Raw genomic sequence first — 14,129 nt, 5'->3', positions numbered from 1 at the left:
TTGCCGGTGTTGCTGGGGTGACCGCCCTGCGATGATCCTCGGGTGACCGACTTCCTGATCGTCTCCGCCGCCTCGCTGGCCGCCGTCGCACTGCTGATGGCCGGGACCGCGCTGTGGGCCCGCTCGGTGAGCCGGGTGGCCGTCGTCGACGTGATCTGGGGGCCGGGCTTCGTGCTGGTCGCCCTGGTCTCGGCGGTCGTCGGCTCCTCGAACGCCGACACCAGCTGGCGTCCCTGGCTGCTGTTCGTCCTCGTCGCCATCTGGGGCGGCCGGCTGTTCTGGCACATCCGGCGCCGGGCCGTGGGGCACGGCGAGGACCCGCGCTACCGCGAGATGCTGGGCGACCCCGAGGACGACCGGTCAGCATGGTTCGCGGCCGCGGTCCGCAAGGTCTTCCTGGTGCAGGGCGCCGCGATGTGGTTCATCTCGCTGCCGTTGCAGGTGGCGGCCGTGAGCGAGACCGACTGGTGGCCGGTGGTCGTCATCGGCGTGCTGCTGTGGCTGGTCGGTGTCGTCTTCGAGTCGGTCGGCGACGCCCAGCTCACGGCGTACAAGGAGAGGCCGAAGCAGGAGCGGCCCCCGGTGATGGACCAGGGGCTGTGGCGCTACACCCGGCACCCGAACTACTTCGGCGACGCCTGCGTGTGGTGGGGCCTGTGGCTGGCCGCCGGGCTGGCGTCCGGCTGGCTCCCGGGGCTGCTGACGGTGCTCTCGCCGGCGGCGATGACCTACTTCCTGGTGTTCGCGACCGGGGCTCGGCTGTTGGAGCGGTCGATGATGAAGCGGGACGGCTACCCGGGGTACGCCGAGCGCACGTCGTTCTTCTTCCCGCTGCCGCCGAAGGGCTCCTGAGTCGGGTCGTTCCCTACTCGTAAGGTCTTTCGCCGCCGTTCCGACGTACCGTCGAAGGAACGGAAAAGAGGTGCTCGTCATGTCGATGATGCCCATGGGAATCGCACTCGTGCTCGGGATGGTCTTCCTGCTCCTGGTCGCCACCGGCGCCTACGTCGCGTTCCGGATGTACGGCGCGCACGAGGTCGCCCAGGACCACCCCACCGACGGGTTCCGCCGCAAGCACCCCTGACCTCTCACGGGTCGGATCGGCCGCCGGCCCGTGCTTGACTGGCCGGATGGACCCCGTGGCGGCGGCGTTCGCCGCGACCCCGAGGGCCGGCTTCCTGCCGCGCCGGGGGCGGCGGCGTGCCCGGTACGACGGCCCGCTGGACATCGGGCACGGCCAGACCAACAGCCAGCCGCGCACCGTCGAGGCGATGCTGCAGCTGCTCGAGGTGCGGCGCGGGCAGCACGTCCTGGACGTGGGCGCCGGCTCGGGGTGGACCACCGCCCTGCTCGCCCACCTCGTGGGGCCGCGCGGGTCGGTGTGCGGCGTCGAGCTGCTGCCGGAGCTGGCCGCGTGGGGGGCGGCGAACCTCGCCGCCGCCGAGCGGCCGTGGGCCTCGATCGTCGAGGCCCGTCCCGGGGTGCTCGGCCTGCCCGAGCACGCGCCGTACGACCGGATCCTGGTCTCCGCCGAGGCCGACGAGCTGCCCGACCCGCTCGTCGCCCAGCTCGCCGACGGCGGTCGGCTGGTGGTCCCGGTCGCCGGCCGGATGCTCCTGGTGCGGCCCCGGCACGGGGACGTCCAGGTCACCGAGCACGGCTACTACCGCTTCGTCCCCCTCCTCTGACCCCGAGGAGCCGCTCGGTGGTTGAGGAGGTCGCGCAGCGACCGTCTCGAAACCACCCACCCCCGGTGGTTGAGGAGGTCGCGCAGCGACCGTCTCGAAACCACCCCGCCGGTCAAGGCCGCCCGGTGGTTGAGGAGGTCGCGCAGCGACCGTCTCGAAACCACCCTCAGCCCAGCGGCTCCCGCGGCTCCCGCGCATCCACCGCGAGTCCGAACTCCGTGTGCACACCCGGGCTGAACGCGACGTGGTCCGGCTCCCGCTCGGCGAGCTCGCCCAGCCCGGCCGACCCCAGCAGCGCATCGTCGAGCTCGACCAGCTCGGCGTCGTGCAGCGGCCAGCGGCCGTGCCGGTTGGGGATGTAGCGCAGCTTGCCGAGTCGGCGGGTGTGCAGCCCCCACCGCGCCGAGACGAAGTGGTCCAGCTCGGACGCCTCCCGCGGCTCGCCGACGCGTACGACGACCCGGCTGCTCGTGGTCGGTCCGCGGCGCCGTAGCCGCGCGGCGTACTCGTGCTCGGAGCCGCCGGGGACCGGGCGGGCGGTGTGCGACATCCGGGCCCAGCGATACGGCACGCCGAACCCGAGCCTGGCGCCCGCCGCGACGAGCAGCCGGTCGCAGTCGAGGCTGAGGAAGACCACGCCGCGGCGGCCGGTGGTGTCGACGGAGTAGAGCCGCACGTTCGTTTCCAGGAACGACCCGAGCCACGGCACTCCGGGCAGCCGGCCGGGTGCGGCGTCGACCATGCGGAACGGCACCAGCCCGACGTACGTGCGGCCCTCGAGGACGTCCGGCACCACGCCGGCCGGGAGGAGGCCGGCGACCCGCTCGGGCTCGACCGCCCAGTGGAGGTAGGTGAGGTCGCGCCAGTCTGGTTCATGAGCACCGGCCCGCGGAAGCCCGGCGCGTCCGGCATCACGGGCTCGGGGCTGGTCACCCCGCCATCCTCCCTACCCGGTGGTTGAGGCCCCGGTGGTTGAGGAGGCCGAGGAACGAGGCCGTCTCGAAACCACCCCACCCCCGCTGGTTGAGGAGGTCGCGCAGCGACCGTCTCGAAACCACCCCCGGCCGCACCCCACCAGCGGTACAACAGGACCCATGCGCGAGCAGGGCACGGTGGCGGAGTGGAACGACGGCAGGGGGTTCGGCTTCATCACCCCGGCCGGCGGCGGTCCGCGCGTCTTCGTGCACGTGAGCGAGTTCCCGCGCGGGCAGCGACCCACCACAAGCGACCGCGTCACGTACGCCGTCCGCCACGACGACCGCAACCGGCGACGCGCTCACGACGTGCGGTACGTCAAGCGCTCCGGGTCGGTGCGTCCCGCGTTGCTCACCGCGATCCTCGGTGCGGCACTGTTCGCCGCCGTGGCGACGGGTCTGGTGCTGCTCGGCCGGCTCCCCATCTCTGTGCTGCCGGCGTACGGCGTCCTCAGTCTGCTGTCGTACACCTCCTACGGCAGCGACAAGGCGGCCGCCCGGCGCGGGTCACGGCGCATCCCGGAGTCGACCCTGCACCTCCTCGACCTGCTCGGCGGCTGGCCGGGCGGGCTGGTGGCGCGGCAGGCCTATCGGCACAAGACGAGGAAGCAGCCGTTCCGGACGTTCTTCTGGGGCACGGTCCTGATCAACTGCGGAGTGCTCCTGCTGCTCGCGACCGACGTGGTGTCGGTCTTCGCCGGTTGAGCCCCCGGTGGTTGAGGAGGCCGAGGAACGAGGCCGTCTCGAAACCACCACCCCACCCCGGTGGTTGAGGAGGCCGAGGAACGAGGCCGTCTCGAAACCACCACCCGCCGATCACCCGTCAGGAACACTGTGCCCGTGACCACCACTGAGCTGCTCCGCCTCGCCTCGGCCGACAACTTCCGCGACGTCGCCGGCCCGGGCGAGGGCTACCCGACCCGCGACGGGGGCCGGGTCCGGCGCGGGGTCTTCTTCCGCTCCAACCAGCTGGCGCTCAGCCCGGAGGACGCCGCCGTCGTCGCCGGCCTCGGGCTGACAGCGATCCACGACCTGCGTCGCGCCGACGAGATCGAGTCCAACCCCGACGTCGAGGTGCCGGGCGCGACCTGGCACCACCACGACGTGCTCGGGGTCGGCGCCGCGGACGCGGTCGGCAACCTGGACGTCGAGGAGACGGTGACGATGATGGAGCGGGCCTACACCGACTTCGTCCTCGACCCGGCCTCCCGCGCGGCCCTCGGCTCCCTCTTCGGCCACCTCGCCCACGACCCGGGCCCGCAGCTCTTCCACTGCACCGCCGGCAAGGACCGCACCGGCTGGGCGGGCGCCGTCCTGCTCGAGCTCGCGGGGGTCGACGACGAGGTCGTCTTCGAGGACTACCTGCTGAGCAACGACTACTCCGCCCGCAGCCGGGCCGGCTACGAGGAGGCCATCCGCGAGGCGCTCGGCGAGGAGGCGGTCGCGGTCCTGGTCCCGGTGCTCGAGGTGCGAGAGGAGTACCTCGCCCTCAGCCGCCGCCTGGTCGAGACGACGTACGGCGGTCTCGACGGCTACCTGCGCGAGGGCCTGGGACTCGACGAGGCGACGCTGACCGCGCTGGCCGGCAAGCTCCGCGCCGCCTGACCCTCGCCCGCGGCGGAGGCCTACTCGGGCAGCGGCGGCATCACGGTCAGGACGACCTCGGCACCGTCCTCGATGGGGCTGCCGGGGGTGGGCTGGATGTCCAGCAGCGCGCCCTCGGGGAGCGAGGCGACCAGCGACGAGGTGCGGGAGTCCGGCGGCTCCGCCGGCTCGACGCGCACCGCGAAGCCGCGCTCCTCCAGGAGCCGGGCGTAGTCCCGCGTCGTCGGGGGCTCCGTGCCCCAGACCGGCGTGTGGCCGCCCCGGAGAGCCAGCGGCACCGTCGTCCAGCCGTCGGGGAGGAGCGTCAGGGAGTCGCGGAACACCGCCGGATCGACGTCGCCGGCGTCGGCGACGTACATCGCGAAGGCCACGCCCAGCGAGGGCACCGCCACCACGGTCCGGCAGGCCCGCTCGGCGATCCAGCCGCACTCCTCGCCGGTCAACACCGCCTGCCCACTGACGTCCCCGTCCGGCACCAGGTCGCCCACGAGGCGCTCGCCGTGCGCGAGATCGGTCGGGACAACGGCCACCGACGACACCTCCCGGTGGGTCTCGGGCGGGACCGGTGCCGCGCAGTCGGTCATGGCGCCCGTCTCGACGTACACCGTGTCCTCCACGGGCAGCAGGCACTGCGTGTCCCCGGTCGTCCACCAGTCCGGCACCGCCACCACGACGCCGCGGTCGCCGACCCAGCGGTGCCCCTCCGGCGGCGACGCCGGCCAGGCATCGCCCGGTGCCGATGCGGCGGCGCCCCGGGTGGCGGCCCGGTCGGTCCCGAAGGAGCCGCTCGGCTGCTCGCCGGCACACGAGGCGAGGACGACGGACGCCCCCACGGCGACCAGGGACAGCAGACGCGCACTGAGAGGCATGCCGGTACGACGCGCGCGGCTCGGGGCGGGTTCCCCCGCCGGATCAGCGGACGATCAGCCCGAGCACGCCGAAGACGATCCCGACCACCAGCGAGGCGAGCGCGAGCCGGTCGCTGCGGGTCCACGGCTCCCCGCGTGTGGCCTCCGGAGCCGCGTGGGTCGGCTGTCTCACGGCACGGCTGGTGCGGTGCAGGACCAGGAAGGCCAGGGCCCCGACGACGAGCACGACACCGACCACCGTGAACAGAAAGGCCATGTCCTCACCCCCGCGCGTCGCCACCGTCTCCCCCGATCATGGCACCGATCGAGGCCGACGGGCAGGGCCCGACCCGAGCGCTCGGCATGGTGTCGACGGACCATGGCGTGCGGCCGCTCCAGCGGGTTAGCGTGACCGCAGATCCGCCGGCACCGGCGGACCAGCACGTCCTGGAGGTCGCCGATGCACCTGCTCTTCGCCGACCGGCTCCCCGAGCAGACGCTCGCCGGGCTCGAGGAGCGCGGCCACACGTGCGTGATGGAGCCGGCGCTCACCGCCGAGGACCTCCCCGGCCGGATCGCCGGGTACGACGTGCTGGTGGTGCGCAGCACGAAGGTGCCGAGCGCGGTGTTCGAGGCCGCCGACCGACTCGCACTGGTGATCCGAGCCGGCGCGGGCACGAACACGATCGACACCGACGCCGCCGCCACCCGCGGCGTCCTGGTCTCCAACGTGCCCGGCCGCAACGCCGCCGCGGTCGCCGAGCTCACGCTGGGGCTGCTGCTCGCGATCGACCGGCGGATCCCCGACACCGTGGCCGACCTGCGCGAGGGCCGGTGGGACAAGCAGCGCTACAGCAAGGCCGACGGGCTGCTCGGGAAGACCATGGCGATCATCGGTCTCGGCTCGATCGGGCTGGCGGTGGCCGAGCGCGCGGCGGCGTTCGGCATCCACCTCCAGTCGCTCGCCAAGCCCAGCCGATCGGCGTACGCCGCGGAGCGGGCCGAGGAGCTGGGGATCGCGATGTGCGACTCGATGGCCGAGCTGCTCTCGACCTCCGACATCGTCACCCTGCACGTGCCGTCCCACGACGACACCCGGCGGCTGGTCGACGAGGGCTTCCTCGGGGCGATGCGGGACGGCGCGATCCTGCTGAACACCTCGCGCGGCGACGTCGTCGACGAGCCCGCGCTGCTGGCGGCGCTCGACGCCGGGAGGCTGCGGGCCGGGCTGGACGTCTTCGCCGACGAGCCGGGCTCCGGCCAGGCCCAGTGGGAGTCGCCGCTGGCCCGGCACCCGCAGGTGGTCGCGACCCACCACATCGGCGCCTCGACCGAGCAGGCGCAGCGTGCGATCGCGGCGGGCGTGACCGAGATCGTCGACGCCTTCGTGGCCGGGGAGGCGCGGCACTGCGTGAACCTCGACCCCACCCGGCTGGGCTCGACCACGCTCACAATCCGCCACCTCGACCGGGTCGGCGTGCTGGCGCAGGTGCTCGACGAGCTCAGCACCGCGGGGCTGAACGTCGAGCACATGGAGAACCGCGTCTTCCGCGGCGGCCGCGCCGCCGTCGCCTCCATCGACGTCGCCGGCGAGCCCTCGGAGGCGCTGATGTCGGCGCTGGGCGCGATCCACGACGTGCTGGGGGTCTCGCAGGTGACGCTGGACCGGGACGACGGGTGAGCCTGGTCCGGCCGTTCCCGGCGCGGTTGGTGCGCCAGGACCACGCCGAGCGGCTGGTCACCGCCACCTCCGACTCCCCGGACGAGGCGTCGGCCGCCGCCCTGCGCTCGGCGGCCGACCCGGCGGCGTACGACGAGGTGCCGGCCGCGCTGTACGGCTACCGGCAGGTGCGCGACGGCGTCCCGCACACGGCGATCGTGTGCGAGGTGGCGATCCAGGCGTTCGCCGACGGTCGCGTGCGCGGGCACGAGGCGGTGCAGCCGCAGCGGGTCGAGGGGCTGGTGCGGCAGCACGCGACCACCGGTGAGCGGCCCGCGCTGGTGGCGCTGCTGCACCACGCGGGGCCCGCGTTCACGGCCGCGCTCGAGGCCGCGTGCGGGACGCCGCCGCTGCTGGACTTCGCCGGCCCGGGAGGGCTGCCGCAGGCGGTGTGGCGGATCGCCGACGACACGGGTGCGGTGGCCGCGGAGCTCGCCGCGGCCGACCTGTACGTCGCCGACGGTCACCACCGGGTCGCCGCGGCGCTCGAGGAGTGGCGCCTGGGCGGCAGGCCTGACGTCGCCGGCCTGCTCTGCGTGGTGCACCCGATGGACGGCCTGCACCTGTCCGCGTTCGACCGACGGGTGACCGGGCCGGTGGAGCCGGCGGACCTCCTGAGCCTGCTCTCCAGGGGCTTCGAGGTCTCGTCGGCGGCCGGGTCTCCGGCGCCGGAGCCGGGCACGATCGGTGTGTACGTCGCGGGGTCGTGGTGTGCGGTGCGGCGGCGGCCGGCCGACGACCACGGCCCGCTTCTCGACGTCGAGGTGCTGCAGGCACTGGTGTTCGACCGCCTGCCCGAGCTCGGCCCCGGGGCGGCCCCGACCGTCGAGGTCGCCGCCGCCCGGACCTCGGTCGCCGAGCTGACCCGGCGGTGCGACGCCGACGGGGGTGCCCTGTTCACGCTGGCGCCGCCGCCGCTCTCGGCGCTCACCGGGCTCGCGGACGCCGGCAAGGTGATGCCGCCGAAGACGACGTACTTCGAGCCGAAGCCGTGCACGGGGATCTTCCTGCGGCCGGCGGAGCGGTAGCCGGCCGGTGGGCGCGGATAATAGCGTGGCGCATTATCACACTACTGCCCTAATATCAAATCGCGCCGCGCTCGGCGGTGGCTTCGACTCTTAGAACGGTGCGACTCATGCGACGTCCACGAAGCACTACGATCGGCGCCGCCATCGCGGCGCTCACGGCCGGCCTGTTCCTGGGCGCTGGTCACGCGACCGCGGCGCCACCCACGCGCATCACGACGCCCCTCGACTTCTACTTCGCAGGTGACGACTTCTGCGGTGCCGGGATCAGCATCGAGATCGTGGGGGTCGGCGAGGAGCAGCTGCAGGTGACCCAGCGCCGGGGAGAGACATACTTCTCGGCGCATGCCCGACTCGACGTCTCGTTCACCAACACCGAGACCGGTGTCACGATCACCAGCAGGGAGATCACCCGCTTCACCGACCTGCACGTGACGGACAACGGCGACGGCACGCTGACGATCGTGAGCTTCGGCACCGGCTTCGCCATGGCGTACGACTCCGACGGGCGGATCATCGCCAAGAACACCGGCCAGTCTCGCCTCAGGACGACGCTCGACCTCAATGGGACGCCGGACGACTTCGAGGACGACACGGTGATCTCGGAGGAGCTGATCCTCGGCTCGACCGGCACCAACGACGACTTCTGCGAGGCCGCGGTCCCGGCGCTGACGTAGCGGTCGACCGCGAGTGGATGGGGCCGACCGGCAATGGTCGCCCGGCTCCGGGACCGGCCCGGCCCCGGAACGCAGGACGGCCGCGGGACGACGCCGGCCACTCCCCGCTACCCGATCGGGGCGGGGTCCTTCCCCGTGGGGGTGAACACGGGCCGGTAGCCCTGAAGCTCGGTGGCGATCTCCGCGAACTCGAGCTCGAAGGTGTGGCGCGGCACGCACGGGCGGCAGGTCGTCTGCTCACCTGGCTGGAGCACAGTCAGGCAGGTGTAGAGCTCGTGGCCGCGGGCGTCGATGGCGCTGACGCAGACCTCGCAGTCGATGGTCTGGCCGAGTTGACCTCGCAGGCACAGCTTGCGGTCGACCAGCTTGTAGGAGATGGGCCCGTCCGGTCCCTGCACTTCGCCGCTGTCCTCCTCCAGCACCTGGCCGCACACGCACCACTGGTAGTCGATCGGGAACGGCGCCAGGCGTGGCCACGCCTCGATCACTCCGCGCCAAGCCACCTCCGACGTGGTGCAGCGTGAGCAGTCGGCCGAGATGTACTCCTCGACCGGGCCTCGCTCGGCCACGCACCAACGCTGGGTGAGGTCGAGCTGGGCGACTGGGTTGTCGTAGGTCACCCACTCGAGCGTCAGCCGCTGGTCGAAGGTGTTGCGCCACGCCCGGCACCGCACCAGTCGACCGTCGCCGGTGCGCATGCCGAACACGACCCGGCTGCCGACCGTGAACGGCCCGAGGTCGGCGAAGGAGGGAATCATCGACAGGGGGATGCTGGTGCTCGTCAACGGAAGCGCAGAGATCGCCAGCGGGTCGAGGGCGCCGTAAGTCCGGCCGGTGACCGAGAGTCGCGCGGCACCTCGAGTGGTCAGACCCGAGGCGGGGTCCCACACCAGGTCGGTGCCGGGTTGCGGGGTGGCACTGGTGGATCCGGCGTCCAGGTCGAAGGAGATCCCCGCGACCGGGGTCCGCGAGCCACTGTTGCGGACCGGCACGGCCGGCGCCCGGGAGATCGTCCCTCGCAGCTCGAGGTCGTCGAGCACGAGCGACGTCATCGCCAGCCTGCTGCCGATCGGTCCCAGGGGGATCGAGGCGAACGTGCCGATCGAGCCGGAGATCCCGGACGAGATCAGGCTGTTGGCGACACCCTCGACCACCGACTCGGTGATGGCGAGCACCACGGCGGCGACGATCGCGCCGACGATGCCACCGAAGAGACCACCGAGCGCGAGTCCGGCGAGCCAGACCCACCACTCCAGGTCGACGTCGGTGGCGACGGTCGGAGTCGTGGTGGTGATCGCGATCGATCCCGTGGCGTCGATCGACAGGCTGACGAAGAACGTGAACGTCGACACCGCCGACCAACCGGTGCCGCTGGCAGTGGCCCGGCCGTCCACCCGGATCCGGTTGCCCTCGATGAAGGCCACCAGGGAGGTCAGCGTGCCCGTGCCACCGGGCGCCGGGATGGACCGGTTCAGCCGGAGCGGCGTGTCGAAGTCAGTGAGTGGACGGCCGAGCGAGGTGGCGACCTGAGGGCGCATCACCTTCGCCAGCAGCCACGTGTTGCTCATCATCACCAGGCTGGGGCTCCCCGCAGGGATCATGTTGGTGGTGACGTTGTTGATGTTGCCACCGGCGTCGCTGGACATCCGCACGCCGAAGGCGAGGCAGTCCCGATCCGCCGCACTGAGGTCGTTCACGGTGGTGACGGCGAGGTCGAAGATCGTGGTCGGGCTGGTGTCGTCCACGACCGGGATGAACGGGGTCAGCAGCACCCGCTGCACCGTCGACTGGAGCTGGGCGAGCACGAGGCCGGCCACGGTGTTCTCTGCCTGGGCGATCGACATGCCCACCGCCGCGAGCAGCGGCGCGAGCCGCGTCTCCGAGGCCGCGTCGAAGTCGACGGTGACTGTCGGGGCGCCGGAGGTGAAGTCGATGACGGCTGCCTGGCCGCCTGCCTCGGAGACGATCTGCACGGCGTCGACGATGACGATGGTGCCGCCCAGCGGTGCGACGGTGAGGGGCACCGGGGCCGTCAGTGCGAGCTGGGAGCCGGCGAACGGCAACGTGAGGCCGACCTGGGGTCGTGGCCGGTCCAGGTCCAGCGTCGGGGTCTGGAAGTTGATGTCGGCGGTGCCGGTCGCACCCCCCATCGTGACCGGCAGGGACAGCGAGGGCGGGAACACGGTCCCACTCAGGAAGGCCGCGGCCAGTTGACTGTTGATCTCCTGCTCCGAGATCTGCACCAGCATGTCGAAGCCGGATGTGCGGTCGAGCGCCATCGCTCCTCCTAGCAGTCCGGGTCGCCGGCCGCGCCGGAGCCCTGGTCGTCGGATGTGTCCTGGGAGGGCTTGCTCGGACGAGCGTCGCCGACCTTGCCCCGCTTGGTGGCTGACACGGTCAGCTTCGAGATCGAGGTGCCGGGAGGCAGGACGGCGTCCTCCCGCAGTGCGCCGTTGGACCGCGACAACATCTTGGCCTCGGCGCGGCTCAGCTCGACGCCGGCACGCTCGAGCGCGGCCACCGGGTCATCGATGAACTGCTGGGCATTCGCCTGGTCCTTGGCCAACCAACTGATGACCGCAGTGTTGGCCTCGGTCAGCTTGTCCACGAGGCCGGTGGGAAGGGGCATGGGGCGTACGACGAACGGGCGGTCGCCACGGGGAGCGCACTCCTCACGCTGCGGCTCCTTGAAGAAGTCTCGGCCCGGGACGATCCGGATCGAGACCTCGCTGTGGAAGCCCGGCTGAATGGTCGCCTTGATCGGCCGGCTGTTGTCGGCACTGGCCGCCCCGACGGCACGCGCCTCACGAGCTCCGTCGGAGTGCTCGTCCTTGCACTTTCCGCACATCGTGTCTCCTCGATTCGGTGATGCTCGGGAGGAGTCACGCGCGGGCGGCCAGATACGGCGGATCGTCCGCCGGCCTCGCCGAGCGAGTCGTCCAACATCCATGGTCGGATTGGCTACCGAGGCGTACTGCTGCTTTGCGGGAGTGCCCAGCACGGCTCTCAAGCGTCTCCGTCACGGAGCGCTTGACCGCTACTCCCCGCACGGCGAAGGTACGGCCATGCCCTCAATCTGGAACTCGGAGAATGTGCTTGAAGCAATCGTTGGGGCGCTTGACGGTGTGCACTTGAACAACCCACAGGGCCATCACTTCGGCCGGCCCTTTCTGACTGGGTACCAGTTGGCGATCAAGGTCGACGCGGCACACCCTGAGATCCGTCAAGCGCTCGGGCCTCCCAACGAACTCGGAGGCGAAGGCACGGGCGTTCATCACAGCTTTGCCCAGTACCTCGCTCGTGAGCTGTCCCGAAACATCAGGCGTCATGTTGAAGCGGATGAGTGGTATCCGGTGCAGGGCCGATTCCTGTCCAACGAGCACGTGACCGAACTCCGCTATAGGGACGCGCAGGGATTGCCGCGCACCAGCAGCCTGACCGGGACCGGCTTCGACTTGGCCCTGTTCCGGCTGCGGGGGATCGACGAAGGCGCTTGAGGTCGATTCGGACACCGGCAGGCCGGATCCGCGATGACCGGCGACAGTCATCATGAGCCAGTCCGCTGGGTTCGTCCCAGATCGAGTCGTTTCGACTGGCGTCGTTCCGCCGCGAGGGGGCATGCCAACGCGGAAACTTCGGGTTTGATCCTGGATTCGCGTGCGCCTTGTGGCTCGCAAAGGCTGGGTCCGACAGCACCTCGCAGCAGCGGGGCAGACGGCCGGCGCAGGACGGCCACCTGTGTCCACGGGGATGGTTAAGCGCTGACCTCGCAGCCGGTCGGCTTCGATCGGGCTAATCTCCTGAGAACTCGTTCTCAGGAGAGGCATGTGGCTGCACGACCGCTATCGATCTTCCTACTGAAGTCTGGCCGGGGCATCGACGACAGCATCGAAGAGCCGGAGCAACTCGAGGAAGCTCCGATGAGTGGCCAGTTCCCGTCCCAGTCACGCTTCTTTCTGCGCTTGGGAAAGTCGCGGAAGCCTTGGTGGTTGGACTACTTCGGCGTCCAGAACGATGTACGCTCCATGGCCAACGGAGCCTTGGTGTTCATTCCAACCAGAGACAGGATCTTCGCGCTGGCCTTCGGCAGCGCAAGGCACAACCTGGTCGACGACAGCTACGAGCACGACTTCGGCACGCGCGTGGTACTCAATTGCATAGACCCGGAGAAGCTGAAGAGCACGGATTTGGTCGAGCCTGGCTCTGCCCGGCGTCAAAGAACCCAACTGCCGTTCGATGCGGATCTCAGCTATTTCGGCGACCTCGATGACAGTACGGTGCTCAAGAGCCTCACGGGCAAGGTCGGTGGCCATCTTGCCGACGTTGCCCGCAGCGTTACTGGCGCCTACAACCTGCGCGTCACTGCCGACACCCCTCCCTCCGAGCTGGTCAAGTTTCTTGAGGACTGCCTTGACCTCTCCGAAAGTAGGGACTACGTCGAGAAGTTTCCCACCCTGCGGTGGCTCGAGCCCGTTACGGACCCTGAGGTGCTAATGCCGTTGAACGAGGGACTTATCGACGCTCTCTTCGACGTTGAGGCGATGATCGCCTTGACCATCCCGGACATCGTCGACTACGAAGCCGAAGGTCTCATTTCGTTTGCCGGCGCGGGTGGAAGCGATTGCTTCAACGATGTCTACATCAAGCACTATCGCGAGTACCTCGAGGGCGCCGGGCTATCCCGAGCCGATTTCGACCTCGAGAAGCTCAAGCGTCACAAGCTCCAGCTTCTCAATGACGACTTCACGGTGATGCACAGCTACTCCATCTATCGGTCCCTCGTCTTCGAGGCGTCTGCTGCCGACGATCACACCTTCCATCTCAGTGATGGCGTGTGGTACCGCGTAGCCGATGACCTGCTTGACCGGCTCAGAGCCCACCTGGAGCCGCATTGGCGCGCTTCGAGTTTTCCCAGCTATACGGGTCCGAATGAGGGTAGATACAACGAGCTCCTCGCAGCGGAGCTCGACGGCTACTGTCTGGACAAGACATCGATCGCGCCACCGGGTGAGTTCGGCGTGGAGCCGTGTGACGTGCTCAGGCTCATTAACGATCGAGTCGAGCTCATTCATGTGAAGATCGGGACAATGTCCGACAGACTCAGCCATCACTTCAATCAGGGTGTGAACTCTCTGACCTTATTGGTGGAGCAAGAGTCGGCTCGGGAGCGGTTGGCAGCACTGATCGCTGAAAGGTCAGGCGGTGCGTGCCCACAGGATCTACTCGATGCACTGGAGCATCGACGCTTCGCTGTCTCATTCGCGATCGTCACGCACAAGGATGAGACCGGGCGCGCAGGGAACGTCCCACTGTTCTCGCGACTCTCGCTACGACGCCAAGTCCGTGCAATCAGCCGAACTCAGACCCCCGCGAGTTTCGAGTTCGTCAGAGACACCACCGAGTCGGCCACTATGCGACGGCGAAGGGGCCGGCCAATCGCAAGTGCGCGCGAGGTCAGCTGCGCGGGATGTCGTCTTGAATTGCTCCCGCATCTTCTGACAAACGGCCTGTGCGCCGACTGTCGAGACGCGTAGCGATTCTCACGCGCGGACCGACGCGATCCCATCTGATCTACCGGGCCTCGCGCGCTCC

At 70.3% G+C, this 14,129-nt stretch carries 14 protein-coding genes and 1 pseudogene; 10 read left to right on the top strand and 5 right to left on the bottom strand.

All coding sequences use genetic code 11. The features are described from left to right. Positions 1-42: 42 nt before the first annotated feature. From IE331_RS16205 to IE331_RS16195, 3 genes are all read left to right on the top strand, one after another. A complete protein-coding gene (locus IE331_RS16205; protein WP_201931860.1) occupies positions 43-852 on the top strand; it encodes a DUF1295 domain-containing protein in 810 nt (269 codons plus the stop codon). 94 nt (positions 853-946) lie between these two features. Continuing rightward, the gene (locus IE331_RS16200; protein ID WP_192144497.1) at positions 947-1,084 is read left to right on the top strand and encodes a hypothetical protein; all 138 of its coding nucleotides are present in this window, start codon (positions 947-949) and stop codon (positions 1,082-1,084) included. A gap of 46 nt (positions 1,085-1,130) precedes the next feature. Then, positions 1,131-1,688: a protein-L-isoaspartate O-methyltransferase family protein gene (locus IE331_RS16195; protein WP_192144496.1), complete on the top strand. Its 558-nt coding sequence runs from the start codon at positions 1,131-1,133 to the stop codon at positions 1,686-1,688. 166 nt (positions 1,689-1,854) lie between these two features. Here IE331_RS16195 and IE331_RS16190 read toward each other — a convergent pair. Then, positions 1,855-2,496, bottom strand: a pseudogene (locus IE331_RS16190) (YqjF family protein); the annotation flags it as partial. A gap of 286 nt (positions 2,497-2,782) precedes the next feature. Between IE331_RS16190 and IE331_RS16185 the strand changes: the two are divergent. Both IE331_RS16185 and IE331_RS16180 read left to right on the top strand, forming a co-directional pair. Beyond that, complete coding sequence (locus IE331_RS16185) at positions 2,783-3,367, top strand: DUF1294 domain-containing protein (RefSeq protein WP_192144495.1); 585 nt, start codon at positions 2,783-2,785, stop codon at positions 3,365-3,367. Between the two features lie 135 nt (positions 3,368-3,502). Continuing rightward, the gene (locus IE331_RS16180; RefSeq protein ID WP_192144494.1) at positions 3,503-4,267 is read left to right on the top strand and encodes a tyrosine-protein phosphatase; all 765 of its coding nucleotides are present in this window, start codon (positions 3,503-3,505) and stop codon (positions 4,265-4,267) included. 20 nt (positions 4,268-4,287) lie between these two features. Here IE331_RS16180 and IE331_RS16175 read toward each other — a convergent pair whose 3' ends face one another. Next, a complete protein-coding gene (locus IE331_RS16175; RefSeq protein ID WP_192144493.1) occupies positions 4,288-5,136 on the bottom strand; it encodes a hypothetical protein in 849 nt (282 codons plus the stop codon). 43 nt (positions 5,137-5,179) lie between these two features. Next, positions 5,180-5,392, bottom strand: coding sequence for a hypothetical protein (locus tag IE331_RS16170; RefSeq protein ID WP_192144492.1), 213 nt, complete (start codon positions 5,390-5,392; stop codon positions 5,180-5,182). Positions 5,393-5,575: 183 nt separating this feature from the next. Between IE331_RS16170 and IE331_RS16165 the strand changes: the two genes are divergently transcribed. The 3 genes from IE331_RS16165 (at position 5,576) to IE331_RS16155 (ending at position 8,537) form a co-directional block, all read left to right on the top strand. Then, positions 5,576-6,796, top strand: coding sequence for an NAD(P)-dependent oxidoreductase (locus tag IE331_RS16165; RefSeq protein WP_192144491.1), 1,221 nt, complete (start codon positions 5,576-5,578; stop codon positions 6,794-6,796). After that, a complete protein-coding gene (locus IE331_RS16160) occupies positions 6,793-7,863 on the top strand; it encodes a DUF1015 family protein (protein ID WP_192144490.1) in 1,071 nt (356 codons plus the stop codon). The genes IE331_RS16165 and IE331_RS16160 overlap by 4 nt, the downstream gene beginning before the upstream one ends. A 107-nt stretch (positions 7,864-7,970) precedes the next feature. After that, entirely contained in the window at positions 7,971-8,537 is a 567-nt protein-coding gene (locus IE331_RS16155; protein WP_192144489.1) for a hypothetical protein, read from the top strand. A 107-nt stretch (positions 8,538-8,644) separates the two neighbouring features. Here IE331_RS16155 and IE331_RS16150 read toward each other — a convergent pair whose 3' ends face one another. Both IE331_RS16150 and IE331_RS16145 read right to left on the bottom strand, forming a co-directional pair. Beyond that, positions 8,645-10,816 carry a hypothetical protein gene (locus IE331_RS16150; RefSeq protein ID WP_192144488.1) on the bottom strand — a complete coding sequence of 724 codons (2,172 nt, stop codon included), beginning with the start codon at positions 10,814-10,816 and terminating at the stop codon, positions 8,645-8,647. 8 nt (positions 10,817-10,824) lie between these two features. Continuing rightward, a complete protein-coding gene (locus IE331_RS16145; protein ID WP_192144487.1) occupies positions 10,825-11,385 on the bottom strand; it encodes a hypothetical protein in 561 nt (186 codons plus the stop codon). A 217-nt stretch (positions 11,386-11,602) separates the two neighbouring features. Here IE331_RS16145 and IE331_RS16140 point away from each other — a divergent pair, with 217 nt between their 5' ends. Together IE331_RS16140 and IE331_RS16135 are read left to right on the top strand one after the other, a co-directional pair. Beyond that, positions 11,603-12,034, top strand: coding sequence for a hypothetical protein (locus tag IE331_RS16140; protein ID WP_192144486.1), 432 nt, complete (start codon positions 11,603-11,605; stop codon positions 12,032-12,034). 330 nt (positions 12,035-12,364) lie between these two features. Continuing rightward, a complete protein-coding gene (locus IE331_RS16135; protein ID WP_192144485.1) occupies positions 12,365-14,071 on the top strand; it encodes a DUF6119 family protein in 1,707 nt (568 codons plus the stop codon). The last annotated feature ends 58 nt before the right edge of the window (positions 14,072-14,129 follow it).

Origin of the sequence: Nocardioides donggukensis (assembly GCF_014842875.1) — a bacterium.
GTDB classification, from domain to species: Bacteria; Actinomycetota; Actinomycetes; order Propionibacteriales; family Nocardioidaceae; genus Nocardioides; species Nocardioides donggukensis.
This window is presented reverse-complemented; position numbering and strand designations above follow the sequence as displayed.

Excerpts from the sequence above, each read along its gene's own strand:
- IE331_RS16200 (WP_192144497.1), top strand. The coding sequence starts at position 947 with ATGGGAATCGCACTCGTGCTCGGGATGGTCTTCCTGCTCCTGGTCGCC.
- IE331_RS16195 (WP_192144496.1), top strand. The coding sequence starts at position 1,131 with ATGGACCCCGTGGCGGCGGCGTTCGCCGCGACCCCGAGGGCCGGCTTC.
- IE331_RS16185 (WP_192144495.1), top strand. The coding sequence starts at position 2,783 with ATGCGCGAGCAGGGCACGGTGGCGGAGTGGAACGACGGCAGGGGGTTC.
- IE331_RS16175 (WP_192144493.1), bottom strand. The coding sequence starts at position 5,136 with ATGCCTCTCAGTGCGCGTCTGCTGTCCCTGGTCGCCGTGGGGGCGTCC.
- IE331_RS16170 (WP_192144492.1), bottom strand. The coding sequence starts at position 5,392 with ATGGCCTTTCTGTTCACGGTGGTCGGTGTCGTGCTCGTCGTCGGGGCC.
- IE331_RS16165 (WP_192144491.1), top strand. The coding sequence starts at position 5,576 with ATGCACCTGCTCTTCGCCGACCGGCTCCCCGAGCAGACGCTCGCCGGG.
- IE331_RS16155 (WP_192144489.1), top strand. The coding sequence starts at position 7,971 with ATGCGACGTCCACGAAGCACTACGATCGGCGCCGCCATCGCGGCGCTC.
- IE331_RS16150 (WP_192144488.1), bottom strand. The coding sequence starts at position 10,816 with ATGGCGCTCGACCGCACATCCGGCTTCGACATGCTGGTGCAGATCTCG.
- IE331_RS16145 (WP_192144487.1), bottom strand. The coding sequence starts at position 11,385 with ATGTGCGGAAAGTGCAAGGACGAGCACTCCGACGGAGCTCGTGAGGCG.
- IE331_RS16140 (WP_192144486.1), top strand. The coding sequence starts at position 11,603 with ATGCCCTCAATCTGGAACTCGGAGAATGTGCTTGAAGCAATCGTTGGG.